The sequence below is a fragment of the Brevundimonas sp. genome, from assembly GCF_032017145.1.
Lineage (GTDB): Bacteria > Pseudomonadota > Alphaproteobacteria > Caulobacterales > Caulobacteraceae > Brevundimonas.
In genome coordinates, this window is the sequence record NZ_DALZQC010000008.1 from 36904 (window position 1) to 54639 (window position 17736).

Sequence of the window (17736 nt, forward strand, 5' to 3'; positions counted from 1 at the left end):
CAATCGAAGGAGGCCCGCGTGTATCAGCCCGCAGCGCCGACGCGCGCCTTCCTGGTCAACAAGGGCCTCGCGGCCGGTGATCAGGTCCGCGTCAACATCCGCACCCTAGCCAACTCGGCGGCGATCAAACGCGAGAAGCGCAACGGTCGCGACGTGATCATCGTCCCCTCGGCGACGCTGCCCGATGATGTCGTCATGAATGACATCCTCTATCCTGCCGTCGAGATCGCCAAGTCGTTCAAGACCCTGGAGCGGACACCTGCCCCTCTGGGTCACCCATCGGTCAACGGCAAGTTCCTCTCGGCCCGCGACCCCGAAGGCCTGAACCAAGGCTGGATCGGCGCCTGGAATGAGAACGTGCGCCAAGAGGGCGGCCGCGTCCTGCTGGACAAGGTGATCGACGTCGAGCGCGCCAACCAGTCCGAGGGCGGCAAGCGCGTGCTGGCGGCCATCGACGCCGGCGACCCGGTCCACACCTCGACGGGCCTTCTGGCCATCATGGACGCCGCCAACGGCGACGTTCCCTACAAGTTCACCGCTCGCGACATCGAGTTCGACCACGACGCCATCCTTCTGGACGAAGACGGCGCCGCCACTCCCGACCAAGGCGTCGGCATGATGGTCAACTCGGCGGGCAAAGAGATCCAGGTCGTCAACTCGGTCTTCAGCGATGAGGCCGAGCGCGAACTTGGATGGGCGGTCGAAAGCGCCGTCCGCGCCATCGAGAAGGTCCGAAAGGCCTCCCTGATGGAGCGCGTAAAAGCAGCCCTTATCGAGGCCCTTTCCGGCTCCGAGCGGGACCAACCCTCCACCAACACATCGAAAGACGAGGAAGACATGGACAAGGTCCAGTTTGACGCGCTTTCCCAGAAGGTTGACGCCCTCTCGGAGAGCATGAAGCCCGATGCCCTGGCCACGGCCATCGGCAACGCGGTCGCGGCGGCGATGAAGCCGATCAACGACCAGCTGGAGGCCCAGGCCAACAGCGCCAAGGCGACGGAAGAAGCGGAGCTTAAGACGCTTCGCGAGAAGATCGTCGCCGGCAACATCATGGATGAGGCCGCCGCCGGCGAACTCACCCTGAACGCCGCCCGCGCCCTGGCCCCCAAGGCTGAGCCGGGCAAGGCCGCGGCAATCGCCAACGGCTTCACGCCGCGCACCGAAACCAAGGGCCACGTCGCCCCGAAGGCGGTGAAGTAAGATGGCCCGCTTCAACAAGATCTACGCCGGCCCGGTCGATCAGGTTAAGCCGCAGGTCCAGGAACGCATCTGCGACACCTCGGTCCTGCCAGGCACCCTGGTCGTAGAGTCGGGCGCCAAGTTCGCCCCGGCCGGCGCCAACTCGGGCGAGAAGCTCTATGTCGTCCAGGACAACTATCTGGCGCTGAAGGGCGTCGATGATGCTTGGCCCGCCGGCGACACCATCGTCGCGATGGAGTTGCTGGACGAGCAGTTCTTCAACGTCCGCGTCCCGTCCGGCGTCAATGTCGCTCGCGGCGCCAAGCTGACCAGCAACGCGGCAGCCAAGCTGTCATTGGCCACCACGGGCCAGAACATCGCCTTGGTCTCCGAGGAAGCCTTCAACAACAACACCGGTTCCGACCAGCTCGTGCGTGCGCGCGTGGCCCGTCGCAACACGGCCGTCGCCTAAGGAGGGGTCGGACCATGCGCTACTTCGATGAGAACCTCATCGCGAACTCCCGGCCCCACGCCGAATGGTGGGATCAGTTGGGGGTCTCGCGGGACTACTTCCATCACGTCGAGGACCACTTCGCCTCGTTCCAAGCCAATGCCTCGGCGGTTCTGCCGCGCGACGCCTGGCTGGAGCTGGACACCATCACCACCCGCGTCATGCGCGACGACGGCGGTCAGGTGTTCATGACCGACCTGATGGCTTTGGCCAAGCCGGTCAACATCGGCACCATGGCTCACCTGAGCCGCGTCGCCTCGGACACCAACAACCCCGTCCACCGCTCGCTGTCCGGTCAGGTGCCGGTGGCGATGGACAAGACCATCTACGACTATCGCGGGACCGTCGTGCCGATCTTCTCGGACGGCTATGGCCGGGAATGGCGCGAGTGGAACACCTTGCAGGCCGCCAACTTCGACGCCCTGGCGGACGATCAGGAGGGCGCGCTGGACAAGATCAATCGCAACATGGCGGATTACGCGCTGGACGGCGACGCACAGATCAAGTTCCAGGGCTATACCGCCTACGGTCTGCGCAACTCGCCCCTGACCAAACTGATTAACCTCGGTTCGGGCGCCGGCGGCGTGAACATCGACCTCACCACGGCGACGTCGGATCAGCTGGAGGCGTTCTTCGTGGGGCCGTTCGGCGCCATGCTGGACGCCAACCTGATCACTGAGGCGGTCAACCTCTACATCAGCCCCGATATCGCGCGCGCCTGGGACAAGTCCTATTCGAACGCGGCCGGCTTCAAGGACGGCACCATCCGCGAGTTCATCGCGCGGAACCGCCGGATCAAGAAGATCGAGGTGACGTGGAAGCTGACGGGCAACCAGTTCTTCGGCTTCGTGCCGAACGCTCGGTACGTCCGCCCGCTGATCGGCATGGCCGTCAACACCACGGCGATGACCCGCCTGAACCCGACGGACAACTACCAGTTCCTCGTTATGGGCGCGATGGGGATCGAAGTCCGCGGCGACTACAACGGCAAGTCGGGCGTGTTCGCCTCGACCGTCATCAACTAAGGCGTCGGGGCTGGGCTCCGGCCTGGCCCCTTCCCTCAGAGGAAGGAGCGCAACATGCGCATCAAGATCACCGCCGGCGGCATCCACGATGGCGAAGGCAAGGAAATCCCGGTCGGCACTGAGATTTCGGTCGCTGATCACGACGACGGCACCCCGCACCCCTGGGCGGGCCGCTTCGAAGTCATCTCGGGCAGCCAGAAGGGTAAGAAAGGCGCCAACAACGACGGCGCCCTGAAGGCCGAGCATCACGGCGGCGGCAAGTTCAACATCACGCAGGGCGAGCAGGTCTTGCTGGAAGGCCTCTCGAAGATCGACGCCGACGCCTTCAACGCTATGTCCGACGAGGACAAGCAGGCATTCGTCACCTCTCAGGCCAAGGCCTAAGACGTGGCAGGCTACGGTTCAGACGAAGGGTTCACCGAGTGGGCGGCCGAGAACGGCTATTCCACTTCGACCGGAGACCTGACCGTAGCCCAGCTGCGCCAGCGGGCCAGCGACTACCTCGACGGCCTCTACGGCGTCCGGTTCCGTGGTGAGCCGGCCGGGGGCATCGACCAGGAGCGCGCCTGGCCTCGCATCAATGCTCTGGCGTGGAGGACGCCGGTCGCCGCCGACGTGATCCCACGCAACGTCATCATCGCCAGCTATCATGCCGCCATCCAGGAAGCGCTGAAGCCCGGCTCGCTCTCGATCTCCGCAGCCAACTCCGGCGCCCTGAAGCGCAAGAAGGTGGACGTGATCGAGAAGGAATACTTCGAGGGCAGCGGCAACGCCGTCACCGACAACACCCTAAGGCTGAGCGCCGTTGAAGGCCTGCTCGCCCCGTTCATCATTCCCGAGAAACCTCCGGCTGGCCTCGGCCTATGGGCGGTTGGCTGACATGCTGACCTGTGCGACTGTCCCGTCCGTGACCCGCCGCATCGATCATGACGATCCGCGCCTGACTGCGCACCGTGAGCCGATGGACCTCGCTGACGCGGCGTTCAGCGCTATGCTCGACAGTGCGGAGGCCATGATGCTGTCGGTCGCCAAGCATGAAGGCCAAGCGGCCATTCTGCACCATCGCCAGCAGGCCCAGGCCAAGTTCGAGGCTTATCTTGATCTGATGGCCGAGGCTGGCCACCACGCCGGACAACTGAAGCCCTAAACTGACATGGCAAAACGACCGTCTCAGCGACGGCTCTTCCGAGAGCTGGCGGCGAAGTTTGGCGTGGAAGTCGCCGAAGCCTTCATGGCAGCGATCCGCGATCTGACGCGTGGCGTCGAGTTTCACCGCCTGGAGCAAGCCATACGGCGAGGCGACTTCGAAGACGCAATCGCGGCGCTCCACATCAACCGCGGTGCCTTCCAGCCGGTCGAAGCCAAGCTGGTCGAAGCCTTCACCGCTGGGGGCCAAGGCGCTGTCGCAACTATGCCGGCCGCCGTGTCGATTGGCTTCCGCTTTGACCCAGGCAATCAGCGCGCCTCCGCGATCATCCGCGAGACGGCCGCCACCCTCATCACCCGCCTGACGCAGGGCGAAATCGACCAGGCCCGCGCCTTCCTCGCCGACGGCATGGCGCGCGGGGTCGGTCCCCGGTCTGTGGCGCTGGATCTGGTCGGCCGGATCAGCCGGGCCACCGGGAACCGCGAAGGCGGCCTGATCGGTCTGTCCGGCCCCTATCGAGAATATGTCGCCACCGCCCGCGCCGAACTGGCGTCGACGGACCCTGCCCTGCTCCGCAACTATCTGACCCGGAAACAGCGCGACCGTCGCTACGACCGCGCCGTGACCCGCGCGATCCAGACCGGCAAGCCTGTCCCGCCTGAGACAGCGCACACCGCCGTCACCCGCTATTCCGCCCGCCTGGTCCGCCTCCGTGGCGAGGTCATCGCGCGCACCGAGGGCCTCCCCGCCATCCGCGCCGCGAAGCATGAGGCGTATCAGCAACTCGCCGATGACGGCCGGATCGACGTCATGGACATCGTGCGCGGCTGGTCCACCACAGAGGACAGACGTCAGCGCGACACCCACGACGCCATGAACGGGCAAGAGGTGCGCGGCTTGGACATGCCGTTCACCAGCCCGAGCGGTGCGCAGATGTTGTTCCCCGGCGACACCTCGCGTGGCGCGCCGGCCTCCGAGATCGTGGCGTGCCGCTGCGACGAGTTCATTGCGATCAGGAAGTGGCCTCTATGAGCATTCTGGATGGCGTCGCGCAGGAAACTTTCGACGACTTCGGCGACGACTTCGAAGACGGCGCCCTGACGGTGCCCGGCGCGCGTGTCCCGGATGGCCAGGGCGGTTTCAAGACTGGCCCAGCGACGGTCTATCCCTGCCTCGTCCTGCTGACCGACTACAGCGACTATCGCCGGCAAGCCCTCGGCATCCCCGCCACTGACCGCCAGGTGCTTGTGCTAGGCGCATCCCTGCCCTCGGGCATCATCCCAGCCGCCGGGCACAAGATCACGGCCCCAGACCCCGCCAAGGGCCTGCTGCCCTCGACGTTCAATGTCATCGCCAAGACCGGCGATCCGGCGGCGGCCCTCTACAAGCTTCAAGTTAAATAAAGGCGATAGCTATGAGCAAGTCGAACTACGATCTGATGCAGCACGTCGATAGAGCGGTTGTGGAGAGGGAGGTGGAGGTCGCTCTGAACAACCTGACCCTAGCGACGTGTCGTTACGAAGGAGCGCGAGCGGTTTACCTGAAGTTCTTCAAGCCAAAGAACGACGTGGAGCCCAGGGTCGCGTCCACCTTCAACGGCGTCGCGGTTATGGACGAGAAGTTCTGGGAAAGGTTGTCGGAGACAGTCGCCCGAGCGGCCGCGCCATCAGGCCCGCCTATCGGCAAGGCTGATCTGGCAATGAGAACGGCATGGTGGACGAATTATTTCCAGCGCCAAGAACTGCTGAAGCCCCTTGAGGACTATCAGGGGTAAGCACCCGTTCTCAAATACGGCATGCTATTTTTCGGTTGCTGATCACTGCGAAGCCCTGCTAAAAATTCACTGCTATCTGGCGGTCGCGCACGACCCACAACAGCCATCATGTAGGGCGCGGGTCTCGACCCGCTTGCGCAAGGGGGCGGTGGCTGCCCCGACCCTTCAAGGTCATCGCCAGATAGCCATCGCCCAGCCTAAATCTGTCTGCCAGCGAGGCCGCCATGGCGAAAGTCACGCTAGACCTCGGCGCCATCGACGCCATGTCGGATCGAGCCGCTGAAGGCGGGCTGAGACAGGCTCTCGGTGAATACGAACGCATCCTCAAGACCGACGTGCTGAACCGCGCTGGGACCGGGAAGCAATACGGCAAGCATCAGGCATCCGCGCCCGGAGAGCCCCCTGCCCGCGACCTGGGCAATCTGGTCGCCAACACGAACGCCGATCCGATCATCCGCGACGACGGTGACGACAAGGTCGGGACGGTCTCCGCCAATGCCGCCTACGCCCTGCCTCTGCACAACGGCACCGAGCGTATCGCCGCCCGTCCCTTCATGGATGTGCCGGCGAAAGAGAACCAACGCGAGCTGACCGAGGCGTTCGTCAGGGGGGCGAGAGAATGAACAGCACCGCCGCCATCTTCGCCCACCTGAACGGTTCGCCGTCGATCATCGACCGCCTCGACGTCTTCGAAGGCCGCGCCGCCATCTTCAACGACCGCGCCCCCGACGACTTCCAGTTCTCAGGCAAGGCGGCTCTGGTGATCGCCGCGCCTTCGGCTGACATCGACGCCAGCACCTTCTCCGAGACCATCCGCGACATCACCCAGGACGTCCGCCTCTATGCCCGCGACACCGGCTCGACAGCCGCCATCGACGCGCTGGGCCGCGACATCCGCGACCTCTTCCACCTCCAGGCCTCACAGATCGAGGTCGAGGACGGAACCTGCCCTCTCGCGACCGCTACCGGGCCGGTTGCAGCGCCGACCACTGACCCCTCGCTGGTCGGTCGGCGGGTTCAGCTCCGGATCCAACTGAAAAAGGACCTCTGACCATGCCCACCTTGGCGCAAGGCTATATGAAGCTGCAGGTGGACCTGTCAGCCACCGGCACCCCCGACTGGACCAACATCCCCGGCGTGACCGTCGCGAACGGCTTGGGCTTCTCGGAAAACCGGATCGACGTGACCGACTTCGACACGGCGCCCGGCTCGACCGAGAGCATTTCCGGCCCGCGCGCGAATACGCCGCTCACCGCCACCATGCATGACGAAGCTGCCGACGAAGCGCAGATCGCGATGCACGAGGCCTCGGACGACAACGAGGCCATGCAGTTCCGCCTGATCCGGGGCACCAAGGCGCAGATCTTCACCGGCGTGCCGGTGCTGAACCTCGCCGCTCCGGTCAACGGCGTCGTGACCTACAGCCTGTCGATCACGCCCGACGCCAAGCCCGACCGCGCGACGGTCACCCCGTAAATGAACGACGCCCGCTTCGGCATCTCGCGCCTCCCGCTCCATGATGGGCGGGAGGTAGCGCTGCGTTTCACCTGGTCCAGGATCGACGCCGTCGGCAGAGACTGGATCGTCGAGCGCTTCCAGAGCGTCATTTCGGGCAAGCCGGGCTGTCAAGCCGCACTGGTCGAACTGCTGGTTCTCGCGTCGGGCGGCGTCCTGACGGCATCCGATATGCTTTCGGAGGACATCGAGCCCATCCCATTCGAGGAAGGGTTCAAGGCGCTGGAGGAAGCCTGGTTGCTGGCTCGCTTCGGCCCATCGAGAAAGGCGGACGGTCAACCCGCAAACCCTCCGAAGAGCCGACGGACTTGGTGGAGGCGCTTCTTTCCGCGACCGTCGGCGCCGGCCTAGACGAACAGCAGTTCTGGGACAGCACGCCCTATCAAACCGGCCTTCGGCTCAAGGCGGTCGGCAAAGCCCGTCGCGAGGCCTTCCTTCTCACCGGCTGGATGGCTGAGCGTTTTGCCCGAGAGGAAAGCCTGTCAGGCCCAGCCTTCTATCTGCGCCAGTTCTTCGACCCTCAAGGGTCCGAGGCTGATGCAGAAGCGATGGCCGATGCTGAGTTCTCCCGCATCGCCCGCGTTTTTGGTGCCGAGATCGTGGAGCTCGACGGAAACGAGGGGGTTGCGTAGGCTCGGGCGACTCAGGAGTGACGAATGGCCGAGACAGGGAAGAAGCCTGACGACATCAGCACCATGCCAATTGCTGGCTGGGGCTGGTGTATCCTAGGATTGGTAGGGCTCGTTTACGGGGTCACTTTCGACGCCACCGTTGAGTCCTCCACATCGTATCTTGACGACAGGATATTCAACCTCGGTCAGTTGGCGACGAAGTTCATGATCCTAGGGGCCGGTTCGCTGTCCCTTCTTGGCGGGATCGCAGTGCTGTTGGCCTATGGGGTCCGCAAGGACATCAGGGCGTTTGCGGGTCGAGACCCTTCTCCACAAGACGCCGAATAGCTTCCGGTCGGGAAGGAAGATCGTCCTGAGACCGGCGATAGGCGTCAATCGCTTCTAGCTGCTCTCTTGGCAGCCGCACGGTGACCGGCTCGGTATCCACCGCCGGGCGACCTCTTTTCGATTTCTTGCCATCATCATTTGACATCATGACTTTACGATGTCATATAAGGCGGACCGAAGCAAGGGCGGCAACCCGCGCTTCGGTCCTAAACCGCAACCGATCCAGGAGATCAGGTCATGGCCTTCCCGGCCCATAACACGCCTGCCCGGCTTAACCCAACCTGGGTGCCCGCCCCCTACCCGCTCGGCGACCTCGCCCGCTTCTTCAACGGTCGCGGCAGCGCCCCGGCCATCGTCGCCAACGTCCCGGCACGTCCGGCTCCCGCAATGGGACTGGTCGAATGTTGAGCCGCCGTCACCTTTTCTCGGCCCCGGCCGCCATTGCCCTCGCTGCGATGCCTGTTGCGGCCCAGGCTTCGGCCCCTGAACCGTGGGACACTTTCATTGCGGCGATGGAGGTCATGCACCCTCGGCTGGGCGTGGCGGCCCGCGAGGCTCGCGCTCGCGGCTTCGAAATCTCGGAGTGCTACTGCATTCAGAACGTCGAGGGCTGCGCTCCTGCACTTCTGTTCCGCCGCTTGTTCAACACCGAAGAACAGCTGACCACGTTCCAGAACGGAGGGCTGAACTGATGGCCGCCGCAGCAAAGAAGACTGACATCACTGGCGCTGAGCTGGTCAACGACGCTGCGCGTCGCGCCCTCGCCGACGCCGGGGGCGATGTGCGCGAGGCGGCTCGCATGTTGGAGATCGCCGCACGCTCGACACTTCCGTTGCGAGATGCCCTGACCGACGCCCTCGTTGCCGGTGCATGCTGGGATGCCGTGAACGGGCAGGTGAGAAAGGAGCGCCAAAGGATTTGGTCAGCCCCTCGGGCTGTTGAAGCCGCGCCCAATCGGCAGTCCCAAGAGCAGGCATCGCGCGTCGTTCATTTGGCTTCGGGCACCTTGAAGATGTTTCCATTGCCGGGCGGCAAGCGTCTGGGCGAGGCGACACGATCCGAGATCGCTGCTGCTGCTGGGTTTTATGAGCGTCAGGCGGGCGACATGGCGCACAAGGCGCGCTGGTTGCAGTTGGTCGCTCAGTCGGTTCCCGAAGGGAAGACGGCGGGCCAGGCGCTGACAGACGAACGCCTTGCGGAACTCCAGGCCGAGGTCCGTGATGCACAGTGAGATTTCAGAGATCCCGGCTTCGGCCGGGGGAGCAGGACCGACCAGTGATATGGTGTCCGAGAGGACCATCCGCAGCATGTCGCCTGCTCCAACTATCCCCTCGCAAGAGGGGGCGACGGGAACGACCAGTATTGCCAGGTCCGTTAGGACCATTCAGGAGTTGTCGCCCGTCGCAAACCATCCCGGTAACGGGAGCGGGGTCGGCCAAGCATGCGATGCCTTTTTAGGCCACGGAGTTGGTGCCGATCCCGCAATCATTGCGGAAATCCGCGAACAGTGGCGCCGTCGTCAGGCATGGCACCGCGCGGAGAAGTCTCTGACGCTCCAAGCAAAGGCGCTCTGCCGGCGTCTCGCTGGCGGCGAAATCAAAGACGCGGACAAGCTGTTCAACGCCGCACATGGCAAGGGCTCGCACCCACTGGCAGACGTAGCTTTCGCCGCAACCTTCCCGCTAATCGAAGCGCGGAACGCGGTGTCAAAGCACAGAGCGGCCGTCGAAAAACGACTAGCCAAACTGGCGAAAAACTTGCCGGTAGCCCCATGGGTTGAAGGCGTTCGGGGTGTCGGACTGGCTTCTCTGGCTGCAATCGTCGGCGAGGCAGGAGATCTGTCTTGTTATCCCTCCCCCGCCCATCTTTGGAAGCGAATGGGCTTGGCGGTGATGAGTGATGGCCGTCAGCGCCGCGTCACGGGAGCTGCGGCCCTCGATCACGGCTACTCGCCAGGACGACGCGCGGTGATGTGGAACATCGGGTCTTGCATCATCAAGGCTGGCGGGCCGCTGAAGGCGAACTACGACGCTCGAAAGTTGATCGAAGCGGAGAGGGTCGAGACAAAGGCGCACGCTCACAATCGGGCGCAGCGCCACGTCGAGAAACAGTTTCTGCGTCAGCTTTGGCGGGCGTGGATCGGCAATGGCCTGCCTTCTTCTGTCCAGTAGGACCAAAGCAGATGTGCCACAGGGCGATCCTCACGGGTCGCCCTATCCACTTCAGGAGATCACAATGCGCACCATCCAAGGCCAGCAGAGCTACGACCCCCGCGCCGAGGTCCAGCTTCTACCGAAGGACCGATGGAACCTGGCCCTATCCGACGATGGGCGCCGCATCCGCGCGGGGATTTACGAGTATCCGCCCGGCTACCGCCACAGCGTGATGGTCGCCCTAGCCGACCTTCCGAGCGATCTCATCAGTCTCGACGATCTTGACCGTTTCGGCGTCAATGTAGTTGGCGGCCCAGCCGTTGGTCAGCCGGAAGCTCTTTAGGCCCTCGGTCTGGCTCGGCCCGTCGAAGCTCGACGTGTCGATATATTCTTGAAGCACCGTGACGGTGTATTCGCGCCCCGCGTCAGTGCGGACGACGAAGCGATCAATCTCTTTGATCATGATTTCCCTCCCGTGAGGGTTGCGACCCTGCCCTACGGCGTTTGCGCCGTCACCCCGAACACATCGTGAATCCACGGAGGTCGCATGACTGACAGCCCCGTTGTCGGCTCGGCCGCCTTCGAACTCCGAGCGTCGAAGGACAAAATCCCCGCCGACTTGGAAGATGCCAAGCGCATCATTCTAGAGAGCGCGAAGAAGACCGAAGCGGACCTGGGCGAAATCGTCGGCACCGGCACTGAAAGGGGTGCGAAGAAAGCCGCCGCAGCGCTGAAGGAGCCCCAAGCCGCTGGCGTCGAGGCTGGCAACGCCATCCGAGACTCCATGCAAAAGGCCGGAGCCGAGATCGGCGAGGCTGTTGCGAAAGGCGCCGGGAAGGCCAAGGCCGAGCTTGAGCAGTTGGCCCAGAAGGCGCGCGAGGTCCAGCAGATCAAGCTGCCAACGCCGACCATTCCGACCGAAGCCACGCACACACTCACGACGAACCCGATCAATGGGGTTCAATCCTGGGCGCCTAACGATCTTGCCGGCCCTCGCTCGGTGCGCGAGCCCAGCACTGCTGGTGTCACGGCACCCGAGCTGAAGCAGACAGCTGAGGCCGCGAAGGAAACCGCAGAGGCTGTGGCGGACATTGCCCCTGCGGCAGATAGCGGTGCGGCGGGCCTCGGGCGGCTGGCGGGCGGATCGGCTGTGGCCGGATTGGCGGCAGGCGCCCTGATCGGCGGCGCGGTCCTGGTGACGAAGACCCTGTTCGACATGGGCCGCGCCGCCATGCAGTCAGCGGGTGAGATTTCCGACAGTGCGAAGAAAATCGGCGTTTCGACGGACCTGCTCCAAGAGTTTCGCCACGTCGCCGTGAGCATCGGGGAAGACGCAGGCGCGGCCGATCAGGCGCTCGGGTCGTTCGCCGATAAGCTGGCGGCGGCCGGGTCTGGCCTGTCGAAGGAAGCGGTGAAGGACTTTGCCGCTCTTCGGATCACGCCAGAGCAGATCAAGTCGTTCAAGACGACTGAAGAGGCCCTCGACTTCGTCATCGATCGCATCGAGGGCCTGAAGTCGGAGACGGATCGCGTCGATATTGCCAGGCGGCTCGGGCTCGGTCCTCTAGCGGTTGCGCTGAAAGGGAATGCGGGGGAAATCGCGCGTCTTCGAGACGAAGCGCAGAAGCTCGGTGTTGTGATGGATGCTGAGTTGGTGCGGCGCGGAGCCGACGCCCAAGCTCAGTTTGAGACACTGTCGAGGGTCATCGACATCAGCCTGAAGGGCGCGTTCCTGGATCTGGCTCCGGCCATCGTGGCGGCCATCAGTCTGGTCGCACAACTCGCGAGAAGCCTTTCGGACGCGCTGGACCAATGGCGCCAACTTGATCGTCGAACAGGGCGCGGACTCGGAAGGCAGGATCAAGTTCTATCTGCCGAACAGAAGGCGCTGATCGACCTCTATGGATCGCCCGATGCGATGCGGGGGCAGATCGTTCAAGCCCGCAAAGTCGAAGGTGCGGAATACAGCCGTCAGAATCCTCTGACCGCCATCGCCAACCGTCCGCGCCTACCATCAGTCGGCGGCGGGTTTTTGCCGGACGTGTCCTTTGGTGAATACGTCGGCGGCGTCGTCAACAATCTCGCTCGCCCGGTCCAGGGGGTCGATGCTTACGAACACTTCCAGGCCCTAAACAGCGCCCGGACGGACAATGCGAACCGCAGGGTGGAGATTGCGACCAACGACGCCGCCCCGCCCAGACAGGACCGGGCGGGCGGCACAAATCTCGTAACACCGCCAGGGCGCGAGCGCGTAGACCGATCTGCGGAACGGGAGGCCCGCCGTGCGGAGCGTGTGCAGGAAGAAATCAACCGCCTGAAGTCGCGCGAGTTGCAGATCGCTCAAGACGATCTTCTGACGGTCCAACAGCGATACGATCTCAGAGAACAGGAGCTTCGTCTGGCCCGTGCAGGCGAGGACGCGGACCTGAAGAGCCGCCTCGCTCGAAAGGATCTGAACCAGTCCGAGTTCGATCAACTGACCTCTCAGAACACGATCAACCGGAACCTTGAGGACCGGATCGGAAGCGACCTTCTGGGCCGCGACCTCGCGGACGAGAGACTGGCGCAAGAGCGCGCCCTCTCCGACCTGACAGCGGACCTGCTGTCCCTTCAATCGGGCGCGGCGCGAACGGCGGGAGAACGGCGGCGTATCGAGATCGAGATGCTGGAGATGGCGCAGGAACAGCGCCGCAAAGACCTAAAGCTGAGGGCCGAACGGGAGCAATGGTCGCCGGAACGACTGGCGGAAGCCCTCGGGAAACTCGACCAGATCGACCAGGGCGAGCGCAAAGCCACCAACAAGGCCACGATGAGCCCGCTGGAGGAGTGGCGCGACCGCTCGCTGAACGACGCCAAGGAAGTCGAGGAAGCTTATGAGCGCATCGCCGCCAACGGCCTGGATGCGCTGAACGACGGCATCGTCGATGCGATCATGAACACCCGCAGCCTGGGCGAAACCTTCTCCCAGGTCGCCAAGCAAATCCTTGCTGATCTGCTTTCGATCCAAGTTCGCCGAGGGATCACTGAGCCGCTGGCGAATGCATTGTTCGGCGGCGGCTCACCGACGGGCGGCGCAGGCAGCAGCATGTTCGCAGGCTTCGGCAGTTGGCTGAAGGGCAAAATCCCCGGCTTCTCCAGCGGCATTGAGAACTTCGGCGGCGGCCTCGCCTACGTCCACGCGGGCGAGGTCCTGGCAAACCTGCCCAAGGGAACGGACGTGATCCCGGCCCATGCTGTGCAGGGAATCGGAAGTCGCGGCGCCGGCAACAGCTACACCATCACCGGCAACCTCATGACGCCGGAGTTTTGGGCGATCATCGAGCGCCAAGTCGCCGCCGGCGAAGCCCGCGTCCGTGGCGACGTTCCTGGCCTTGCCGTCAACGCAGTTCGCGATGCCCAGGAAAGGTTCGCCTACTGATGGCCATCACCTTCCCCAGGCCCATGCTGCCCTATGGTCTGAACGTGCAGACGTTCGAGCTGGACCGGGTCGACTACATGTCTCCCACGGTAGGGGCCGGGATCGGGGGCGTGACGGCAGGGTCGCCGCTGTGGTCCGCAAGCTGGTCCCTCGCCGGTATGTCGGAGGACCGGATGGAGGAGTGGCGGGCATGGCTGACCAGCCTGCGAGGTTCGCAGAGGACATTCTTCGGCGGCGATCAGCGGCGCCGCGTCCCGCGCGCCTACCGTGCGACCGGCCTCCCCTCGGGCTTCAATGGCGACGCCACCGGCTGGTCGCTGAACAATGACCGCGATGTCCTGACCATCAGCATGCCGAACGGCTTCACGCTGCTGACCGGCGACTATGTTGGGTTTCGCTGGGGATCGAACGGACGGACCAAGGCGCGCCTGCTCGAAGCCAGAGTCGGAACCGCTGCTGTTGCGATCGAGCCTCCACTTCCGACTCTCGTTCCTGGCAACGCCATCGCCTACGTCAAAAATCCGGTGTGCGTGATGAAGCTGACGCCCGACACCGACTTCGGATCGACCGACGTCAGCGGTCAGATGACCGGCCGGATCACAGCGATCCAAGACCTGCGCGCCTAGAGGTTCCCATGAAGATGATCAGTGCTTCGGCTGTTTCAGTGTTGAGGTCGGGACCGCCGATAGTTTCGCATTCAGTGCGGCTTCAACCGCCTCGCCAAGCACCAGAGAGATCCTTTCCTGGGACCCGATCTGGAACGTGATCACCAACCCAGCCTGAGCGTCGCGATGCACGAAGACATCTTGAGGGGTCAGTCCGTAGCCTTCCGCGATAGGCCCTGACGATTTCTGCTGGAGCAACTGAAGCGCCGTATTGATTGCTGCTTCCTCCGCAAAGGCCAGCCTCACCGGATCGCCGCCCGATCTTAGCTCGATGATGCGATGGCCTTCATGGAATGCAGCCTTCGAGATCGCGTCAATCTCGATGATAGTTTCGCCGTCCCACGTCGCCATCTCACCCTCCTGCACTTGCAGAGAACGGCGCCGGCTCAAGAGAGTCAAAGTCCATGAAAATCTATAGCGCCGAGGCGCTGGCTGCGATGGCGGCCGGCAACGCCGTCGTGTCCGCTGCGGCTTGGTTCGGCGGCGACGATCCGATTGGGCTTTGGAGCGGGCATGGCCCCCTCGCCTTCTCCGACAACGGCGTCGCCCGCGCCTTCCAGGGCATCGGTGATCGCGACTTCGCGGCGGCGTCTGGCGGGGCCCTTGGCGGCGGGGAGCAGGGTCTGAGCCTCACCCTGTCGGGCATTGATCCGGTCGTGGCGTCCAATCTCGATCTCGAAAGCCTGCGCCGCGTGCCGGTGATCCTGTGGCGGCTGGTCTTCAATGGCGCCGGGACACGCTTACTGGACGCCCGCGTGCATTTCCGGGGCCGGGTGGACAAGGCCGATCTGGACGAGACGCCGAAAGGCACATCGGCCCTCAAGGTCAACATCGAGGGCGCAGCACGGGGCCAGGGCCGACGCTCCGAACGGATGCGGACCGATGCCGACCAACGTCTGATCAGCCCGACCGACAGCGCTCTGCGGCGCGTCTCCTATGCCGGCGAGAAGACGATCTACGCCGGGGGCAAGCCGCCAGAACAAGCGGGCGCGGCCTTCAAGGGCGTCCCCCCCGGTCAATCGGCCGCCATTTCCTTTCTACGCCGGGGAGGCATCAACCTATGAGCCGTGATCCCCATGCCCTGATCGCGTTCTTGGAAAGCCGCGAGGACTGGACGTTCGGCTATGGGCCCGGCGCCAAGGTCCACGACTGCGCCCGGTTCTTCTCCGCGGGGATCGCGGCCGTGACCGGCGTCTCGCCGCTGGATCGGTTCGCCAGCCGATGGACAACGGAGTTGGGCGCCGCGCGCGTCCTTCGCCGGCACGGAGGGATGGCGGCCGCCGTCAGCGAGGTCATGACGGAAATCCCCGTCACCCTGGCTCAGCGTGGCGATGGTGGGCTGACAGCCGGTGAGGCCCTGGTCCTGATCGAAGGCGAGACGGTCGTCGGTTTGAATGAGACCGGCCTCTATCGTCTACCCCGTCATGCGCTGCTGATGGCCTGGACCGCGAATGTCTAAGGTCGCGAAGTGGATCTTCCCCGCTGCGGGCGGGGTGAAGGGCATCGTCGGCACGGCCTTGGCTGTCGTCGGCTTCGCGACCGGCAACACCAGCCTGATTCTTTCCGGCGCCTCGATGGTCGCCGGTGCGGGGAAGAAAACCCAAGGACAGGCCCGCCAGGCCAGCATTCTTTCCCTCACGCTTGGCGAGACGCAGCGCGAGGCGGCCATCGGGCAGGTCTGCACCGGCGGCTCGCTGGTGGATGTGTTCAACTTCGGCGGTCAGTACGGCACCGACAAGGTGACGCGCTGTGTCGCCCTGGCTGACCACGCCATCGACGGCATGGTCGGCTTCTACATCGACGACACCTTCTATCCATGGGTCGGCGACGGTCAGCAGGCGGCGTTCAACAACAAGCTGAGTTTCCACTTCCGTCAGGCCACCGCAGACGGTCATGCCCCGCCACAGCACGTCCTGGAGAATGGAGGTTGGACGGCGACCGACCGTATGGTCGGGATCACGCACATCTGGATCGACTGGTATGTGGACGAGAAGGTCTGGCCTCAGGGCCATCCAGCGATCCGCTTCGTCTTTCGCGGGCTGCGGGTCTATGACCCCCGCTTCGACCCCCGGTTCGGCTATACCGGCCCCAGCCCCCAGACCTGGGCGGATCGGTCGAGCCACAGGTTCAGCCGCAACGCCAAGATTCTGCGCTACGCCTACACGCGGGGTATCTATGCCGAAGGCCATCACGGCGATCCGAACTATCTGCTGATCGGGCGCGGCCTGACGGAGGAAGAGGCGCCTGCGGCGCGCGTCATCCCCGACGCCAATCTCTGCGATGAAATGGTTGACGGCGTGCCCCGCTACTGTGCTGACGGGATGATCTCGGCGTCGCAGCAGTTCATCGAGGTTGACGGCATGTTCGCCGCCGCGATGGCGGGCCAGATCGTCCAGCGCGAAGGCTCGGTTGACGTCGAGGCTGGCCAGGCAAAGGCCGTCGTGGTCACCATCACCGACGACGATCTTGTGGTCGGCGAGCCGGTCAGCTTCAGCCGATTCCTGCCGGACAATGACGGCGGCCGGATCAACACCGTCATCGGCCGCTACATCGAACCGTCGCTCGGCTACAAGGACCACAGCGCGCCAGTCCGCCGCTCCCTTACCGACATCCAGGCCGATGGCGGCCCGCGCGAGCAGACGCTGTCGCTGCCGCTGGTCACCGACGCCAAGCAGGTTGACCGGGTCATCGAAATCCAGCGCTTGATGGCCCGCCTGGAGCGATGTGCGTCCATCGTCCTGCCGCCGAAGTTCGCCGGTCTCGAAGAAGGCGACTGGATCGCCTGGCAGAGCAACCGACGCCACAACGGCGCGACCGTTCGATATCAGGTGCAGGCCTACCGCCAGCCTGAGACCTGGCGGATGTATCTGACGCTCCGCGAGATCGCCTCGTCAGTCTTCGGTGTGCCCGATCCGGTCGAAGACACGACGACCCCGCCGCCGCCGCCCCAGGTAATCGACGCTCTTCAACTGCTCGGCGTTGAGGCCGAAGCCTTCACCTTGCCCGGCGAGACCAGCACAATCCCAGCGGTCCGGTTCAAGTGGGACGTGGCTGTCGATGCGGCCGTTCTGGCGATCCGCGCCGAAGTGCGCCGGGTCGGCGAAACGGACGCCGCGCCGACGCGGATCGACGACGTCGCCAAGGGCCAGGCCAATGTGACGAACGGCGTCGGTCCCGATCAGGCGCTGGAATGCCGCCTGGTCCCGATAGGCGATCCGTCCAGGCCTGTGCTGGCGTCCAACTGGATCACGGTTTCGACGTCGACGATCGTCGCTGGCGACCTGTCGCCGGAAAGCCCGGTGCGGATCGCGGTCACAGAGATCACGAACCGGCTCGTCAGCGTCGAACAGATTTCGGCGACGAACGCGGCGGCCGTCGCGGATCTGGAAG

At 64.4% G+C, this 17736-nt stretch carries 27 protein-coding genes; 23 read left to right on the top strand and 4 right to left on the bottom strand.

Going from position 1 to position 17736, the window contains the following annotated elements; all coding sequences use genetic code 11:
• Positions 1-18: 18 nt before the first annotated feature.
• The 5 genes from RTU05_RS02715 to RTU05_RS02735 are packed head-to-tail and all read left to right on the top strand — an operon-like array spanning position 19 to position 3594.
• On the top strand, positions 19-1200 hold the full coding sequence (locus RTU05_RS02715) for a hypothetical protein (protein ID WP_312595472.1): 1182 nt from the start codon (positions 19-21) through the stop codon (positions 1198-1200).
• Between the two features lies 1 nt (position 1201).
• The gene (locus tag RTU05_RS02720) at positions 1202-1651 is read left to right on the top strand and encodes a hypothetical protein (protein WP_312595473.1); all 450 of its coding nucleotides are present in this window, start codon (positions 1202-1204) and stop codon (positions 1649-1651) included.
• Positions 1652-1665: 14 nt separating this feature from the next.
• Positions 1666-2715, top strand: a complete 1050-nt coding sequence (locus RTU05_RS02725) for a major capsid protein (RefSeq protein ID WP_312595474.1) — start codon at positions 1666-1668, stop codon at positions 2713-2715.
• A gap of 54 nt (positions 2716-2769) precedes the next feature.
• Complete coding sequence (locus RTU05_RS02730; RefSeq protein WP_312595475.1) at positions 2770-3099, top strand: hypothetical protein; 330 nt, start codon at positions 2770-2772, stop codon at positions 3097-3099.
• Between the two features lie 3 nt (positions 3100-3102).
• A complete protein-coding gene (locus RTU05_RS02735) occupies positions 3103-3594 on the top strand; it encodes a DnaT-like ssDNA-binding protein (RefSeq protein ID WP_312595476.1) in 492 nt (163 codons plus the stop codon).
• Here the strand turns inward: RTU05_RS02735 and RTU05_RS02740 are convergent.
• The gene (locus RTU05_RS02740; RefSeq protein WP_312595477.1) at positions 3545-4111 is read right to left on the bottom strand and encodes a hypothetical protein; all 567 of its coding nucleotides are present in this window, start codon (positions 4109-4111) and stop codon (positions 3545-3547) included. The two genes, RTU05_RS02735 and RTU05_RS02740, sit on opposite strands and share 50 nt — an antisense overlap.
• A gap of 27 nt (positions 4112-4138) precedes the next feature.
• Here RTU05_RS02740 and RTU05_RS02745 point away from each other — a divergent pair, with 27 nt between their 5' ends.
• The 9 genes from RTU05_RS02745 to RTU05_RS02785 all read left to right on the top strand — a co-directional run bounded on the left by RTU05_RS02745 (position 4139) and on the right by RTU05_RS02785 (position 8110).
• Complete coding sequence (locus tag RTU05_RS02745) at positions 4139-4894, top strand: phage minor head protein (protein ID WP_312595478.1); 756 nt, start codon at positions 4139-4141, stop codon at positions 4892-4894.
• Positions 4891-5265: a hypothetical protein gene (locus RTU05_RS02750; RefSeq protein WP_312595479.1), complete on the top strand. Its 375-nt coding sequence runs from the start codon at positions 4891-4893 to the stop codon at positions 5263-5265. Before RTU05_RS02745 ends, RTU05_RS02750 begins: the two co-directional genes overlap by 4 nt.
• Before the next feature lie 11 nt (positions 5266-5276).
• The gene (locus RTU05_RS02755) at positions 5277-5636 is read left to right on the top strand and encodes a hypothetical protein (protein WP_312595480.1); all 360 of its coding nucleotides are present in this window, start codon (positions 5277-5279) and stop codon (positions 5634-5636) included.
• A gap of 224 nt (positions 5637-5860) precedes the next feature.
• Complete coding sequence (locus tag RTU05_RS02760) at positions 5861-6259, top strand: hypothetical protein (RefSeq protein WP_312595481.1); 399 nt, start codon at positions 5861-5863, stop codon at positions 6257-6259.
• The gene (locus tag RTU05_RS02765) at positions 6256-6687 is read left to right on the top strand and encodes a hypothetical protein (RefSeq protein ID WP_312595482.1); all 432 of its coding nucleotides are present in this window, start codon (positions 6256-6258) and stop codon (positions 6685-6687) included. The genes RTU05_RS02760 and RTU05_RS02765 overlap by 4 nt, the downstream gene beginning before the upstream one ends.
• Positions 6688-6689: 2 nt before the next feature.
• Positions 6690-7112 (top strand): hypothetical protein, encoded by a 423-nt coding sequence (locus tag RTU05_RS02770; protein ID WP_312595483.1) that lies wholly within the window; start codon positions 6690-6692, stop codon positions 7110-7112.
• Entirely contained in the window at positions 7113-7502 is a 390-nt protein-coding gene (locus RTU05_RS02775) for a hypothetical protein (protein ID WP_312595484.1), read from the top strand.
• Positions 7460-7783, top strand: a complete 324-nt coding sequence (locus tag RTU05_RS02780; RefSeq protein WP_312595485.1) for a hypothetical protein — start codon at positions 7460-7462, stop codon at positions 7781-7783. The genes RTU05_RS02775 and RTU05_RS02780 overlap by 43 nt, the downstream gene beginning before the upstream one ends.
• Before the next feature lie 24 nt (positions 7784-7807).
• Complete coding sequence (locus RTU05_RS02785; RefSeq protein ID WP_312595486.1) at positions 7808-8110, top strand: hypothetical protein; 303 nt, start codon at positions 7808-7810, stop codon at positions 8108-8110.
• Here the strand turns inward: RTU05_RS02785 and RTU05_RS18275 are convergent.
• The gene (locus RTU05_RS18275) at positions 8064-8258 is read right to left on the bottom strand and encodes a ribbon-helix-helix protein, CopG family (RefSeq protein WP_409411587.1); all 195 of its coding nucleotides are present in this window, start codon (positions 8256-8258) and stop codon (positions 8064-8066) included. The two genes, RTU05_RS02785 and RTU05_RS18275, sit on opposite strands and share 47 nt — an antisense overlap.
• An 89-nt stretch (positions 8259-8347) precedes the next feature.
• Here RTU05_RS18275 and RTU05_RS02790 point away from each other — a divergent pair, with 89 nt between their 5' ends.
• The 4 genes from RTU05_RS02790 to RTU05_RS02805 all read left to right on the top strand — a co-directional run bounded on the left by RTU05_RS02790 (position 8348) and on the right by RTU05_RS02805 (position 10281).
• Positions 8348-8518, top strand: coding sequence for a hypothetical protein (locus RTU05_RS02790; RefSeq protein ID WP_312595487.1), 171 nt, complete (start codon positions 8348-8350; stop codon positions 8516-8518).
• Positions 8512-8802 (top strand): hypothetical protein, encoded by a 291-nt coding sequence (locus RTU05_RS02795; protein WP_312595488.1) that lies wholly within the window; start codon positions 8512-8514, stop codon positions 8800-8802. The genes RTU05_RS02790 and RTU05_RS02795 overlap by 7 nt, the downstream gene beginning before the upstream one ends.
• Positions 8802-9341, top strand: coding sequence for a hypothetical protein (locus RTU05_RS02800; RefSeq protein WP_312595489.1), 540 nt, complete (start codon positions 8802-8804; stop codon positions 9339-9341). Before RTU05_RS02795 ends, RTU05_RS02800 begins: the two co-directional genes overlap by 1 nt.
• Before the next feature lie 160 nt (positions 9342-9501).
• Positions 9502-10281 carry a hypothetical protein gene (locus tag RTU05_RS02805; protein WP_312595490.1) on the top strand — a complete coding sequence of 260 codons (780 nt, stop codon included), beginning with the start codon at positions 9502-9504 and terminating at the stop codon, positions 10279-10281.
• A 223-nt stretch (positions 10282-10504) separates the two neighbouring features.
• Here the strand turns inward: RTU05_RS02805 and RTU05_RS02810 are convergent, their stop codons facing one another.
• Entirely contained in the window at positions 10505-10726 is a 222-nt protein-coding gene (locus tag RTU05_RS02810; RefSeq protein ID WP_312595491.1) for a hypothetical protein, read from the bottom strand.
• Between the two features lie 84 nt (positions 10727-10810).
• Here RTU05_RS02810 and RTU05_RS02815 point away from each other — a divergent pair, with 84 nt between their 5' ends.
• Together RTU05_RS02815 and RTU05_RS02820 are read left to right on the top strand one after the other, a co-directional pair.
• On the top strand, positions 10811-13681 hold the full coding sequence (locus tag RTU05_RS02815) for a hypothetical protein (protein ID WP_312595492.1): 2871 nt from the start codon (positions 10811-10813) through the stop codon (positions 13679-13681).
• Positions 13681-14307: a hypothetical protein gene (locus RTU05_RS02820; protein ID WP_312595493.1), complete on the top strand. Its 627-nt coding sequence runs from the start codon at positions 13681-13683 to the stop codon at positions 14305-14307. Before RTU05_RS02815 ends, RTU05_RS02820 begins: the two co-directional genes overlap by 1 nt.
• Positions 14308-14325: 18 nt before the next feature.
• Here the strand turns inward: RTU05_RS02820 and RTU05_RS02825 are convergent, their stop codons facing one another.
• Complete coding sequence (locus RTU05_RS02825) at positions 14326-14697, bottom strand: hypothetical protein (RefSeq protein ID WP_312595494.1); 372 nt, start codon at positions 14695-14697, stop codon at positions 14326-14328.
• 53 nt (positions 14698-14750) lie between these two features.
• Between RTU05_RS02825 and RTU05_RS02830 the strand changes: the two genes are divergently transcribed.
• The 3 genes from RTU05_RS02830 to RTU05_RS02840 all read left to right on the top strand — a co-directional run.
• Complete coding sequence (locus tag RTU05_RS02830) at positions 14751-15410, top strand: hypothetical protein (protein WP_312595495.1); 660 nt, start codon at positions 14751-14753, stop codon at positions 15408-15410.
• The gene (locus RTU05_RS02835) at positions 15407-15805 is read left to right on the top strand and encodes a DUF6950 family protein (RefSeq protein WP_312595496.1); all 399 of its coding nucleotides are present in this window, start codon (positions 15407-15409) and stop codon (positions 15803-15805) included. The genes RTU05_RS02830 and RTU05_RS02835 overlap by 4 nt, the downstream gene beginning before the upstream one ends.
• The coding region (locus RTU05_RS02840) for a phage tail protein (protein ID WP_312595497.1) at positions 15798-17736 on the top strand (1939 nt) is incomplete at its 3' end. The genes RTU05_RS02835 and RTU05_RS02840, both read left to right, overlap by 8 nt.

Coding starts and splice junctions, on each gene's coding strand:
- RTU05_RS02720 (WP_312595473.1), top strand. CDS start 1,202: ATGGCCCGCTTCAACAAGATCTACGCCGGCCCGGTCGATCAGGTTAAG.
- RTU05_RS02725 (WP_312595474.1), top strand. CDS start 1,666: ATGCGCTACTTCGATGAGAACCTCATCGCGAACTCCCGGCCCCACGCC.
- RTU05_RS02730 (WP_312595475.1), top strand. CDS start 2,770: ATGCGCATCAAGATCACCGCCGGCGGCATCCACGATGGCGAAGGCAAG.
- RTU05_RS02750 (WP_312595479.1), top strand. CDS start 4,891: ATGAGCATTCTGGATGGCGTCGCGCAGGAAACTTTCGACGACTTCGGC.
- RTU05_RS02755 (WP_312595480.1), top strand. CDS start 5,277: ATGAGCAAGTCGAACTACGATCTGATGCAGCACGTCGATAGAGCGGTT.
- RTU05_RS02760 (WP_312595481.1), top strand. CDS start 5,861: ATGGCGAAAGTCACGCTAGACCTCGGCGCCATCGACGCCATGTCGGAT.
- RTU05_RS02765 (WP_312595482.1), top strand. CDS start 6,256: ATGAACAGCACCGCCGCCATCTTCGCCCACCTGAACGGTTCGCCGTCG.
- RTU05_RS02770 (WP_312595483.1), top strand. CDS start 6,690: ATGCCCACCTTGGCGCAAGGCTATATGAAGCTGCAGGTGGACCTGTCA.
- RTU05_RS02775 (WP_312595484.1), top strand. CDS start 7,113: ATGAACGACGCCCGCTTCGGCATCTCGCGCCTCCCGCTCCATGATGGG.
- RTU05_RS02785 (WP_312595486.1), top strand. CDS start 7,808: ATGGCCGAGACAGGGAAGAAGCCTGACGACATCAGCACCATGCCAATT.
- RTU05_RS18275 (WP_409411587.1), bottom strand. CDS start 8,258: ATGATGTCAAATGATGATGGCAAGAAATCGAAAAGAGGTCGCCCGGCG.
- RTU05_RS02790 (WP_312595487.1), top strand. CDS start 8,348: ATGGCCTTCCCGGCCCATAACACGCCTGCCCGGCTTAACCCAACCTGG.
- RTU05_RS02795 (WP_312595488.1), top strand. CDS start 8,512: ATGTTGAGCCGCCGTCACCTTTTCTCGGCCCCGGCCGCCATTGCCCTC.
- RTU05_RS02800 (WP_312595489.1), top strand. CDS start 8,802: ATGGCCGCCGCAGCAAAGAAGACTGACATCACTGGCGCTGAGCTGGTC.
- RTU05_RS02810 (WP_312595491.1), bottom strand. CDS start 10,726: ATGATCAAAGAGATTGATCGCTTCGTCGTCCGCACTGACGCGGGGCGC.
- RTU05_RS02815 (WP_312595492.1), top strand. CDS start 10,811: ATGACTGACAGCCCCGTTGTCGGCTCGGCCGCCTTCGAACTCCGAGCG.
- RTU05_RS02820 (WP_312595493.1), top strand. CDS start 13,681: ATGGCCATCACCTTCCCCAGGCCCATGCTGCCCTATGGTCTGAACGTG.
- RTU05_RS02825 (WP_312595494.1), bottom strand. CDS start 14,697: ATGGCGACGTGGGACGGCGAAACTATCATCGAGATTGACGCGATCTCG.
- RTU05_RS02830 (WP_312595495.1), top strand. CDS start 14,751: ATGAAAATCTATAGCGCCGAGGCGCTGGCTGCGATGGCGGCCGGCAAC.
- RTU05_RS02835 (WP_312595496.1), top strand. CDS start 15,407: ATGAGCCGTGATCCCCATGCCCTGATCGCGTTCTTGGAAAGCCGCGAG.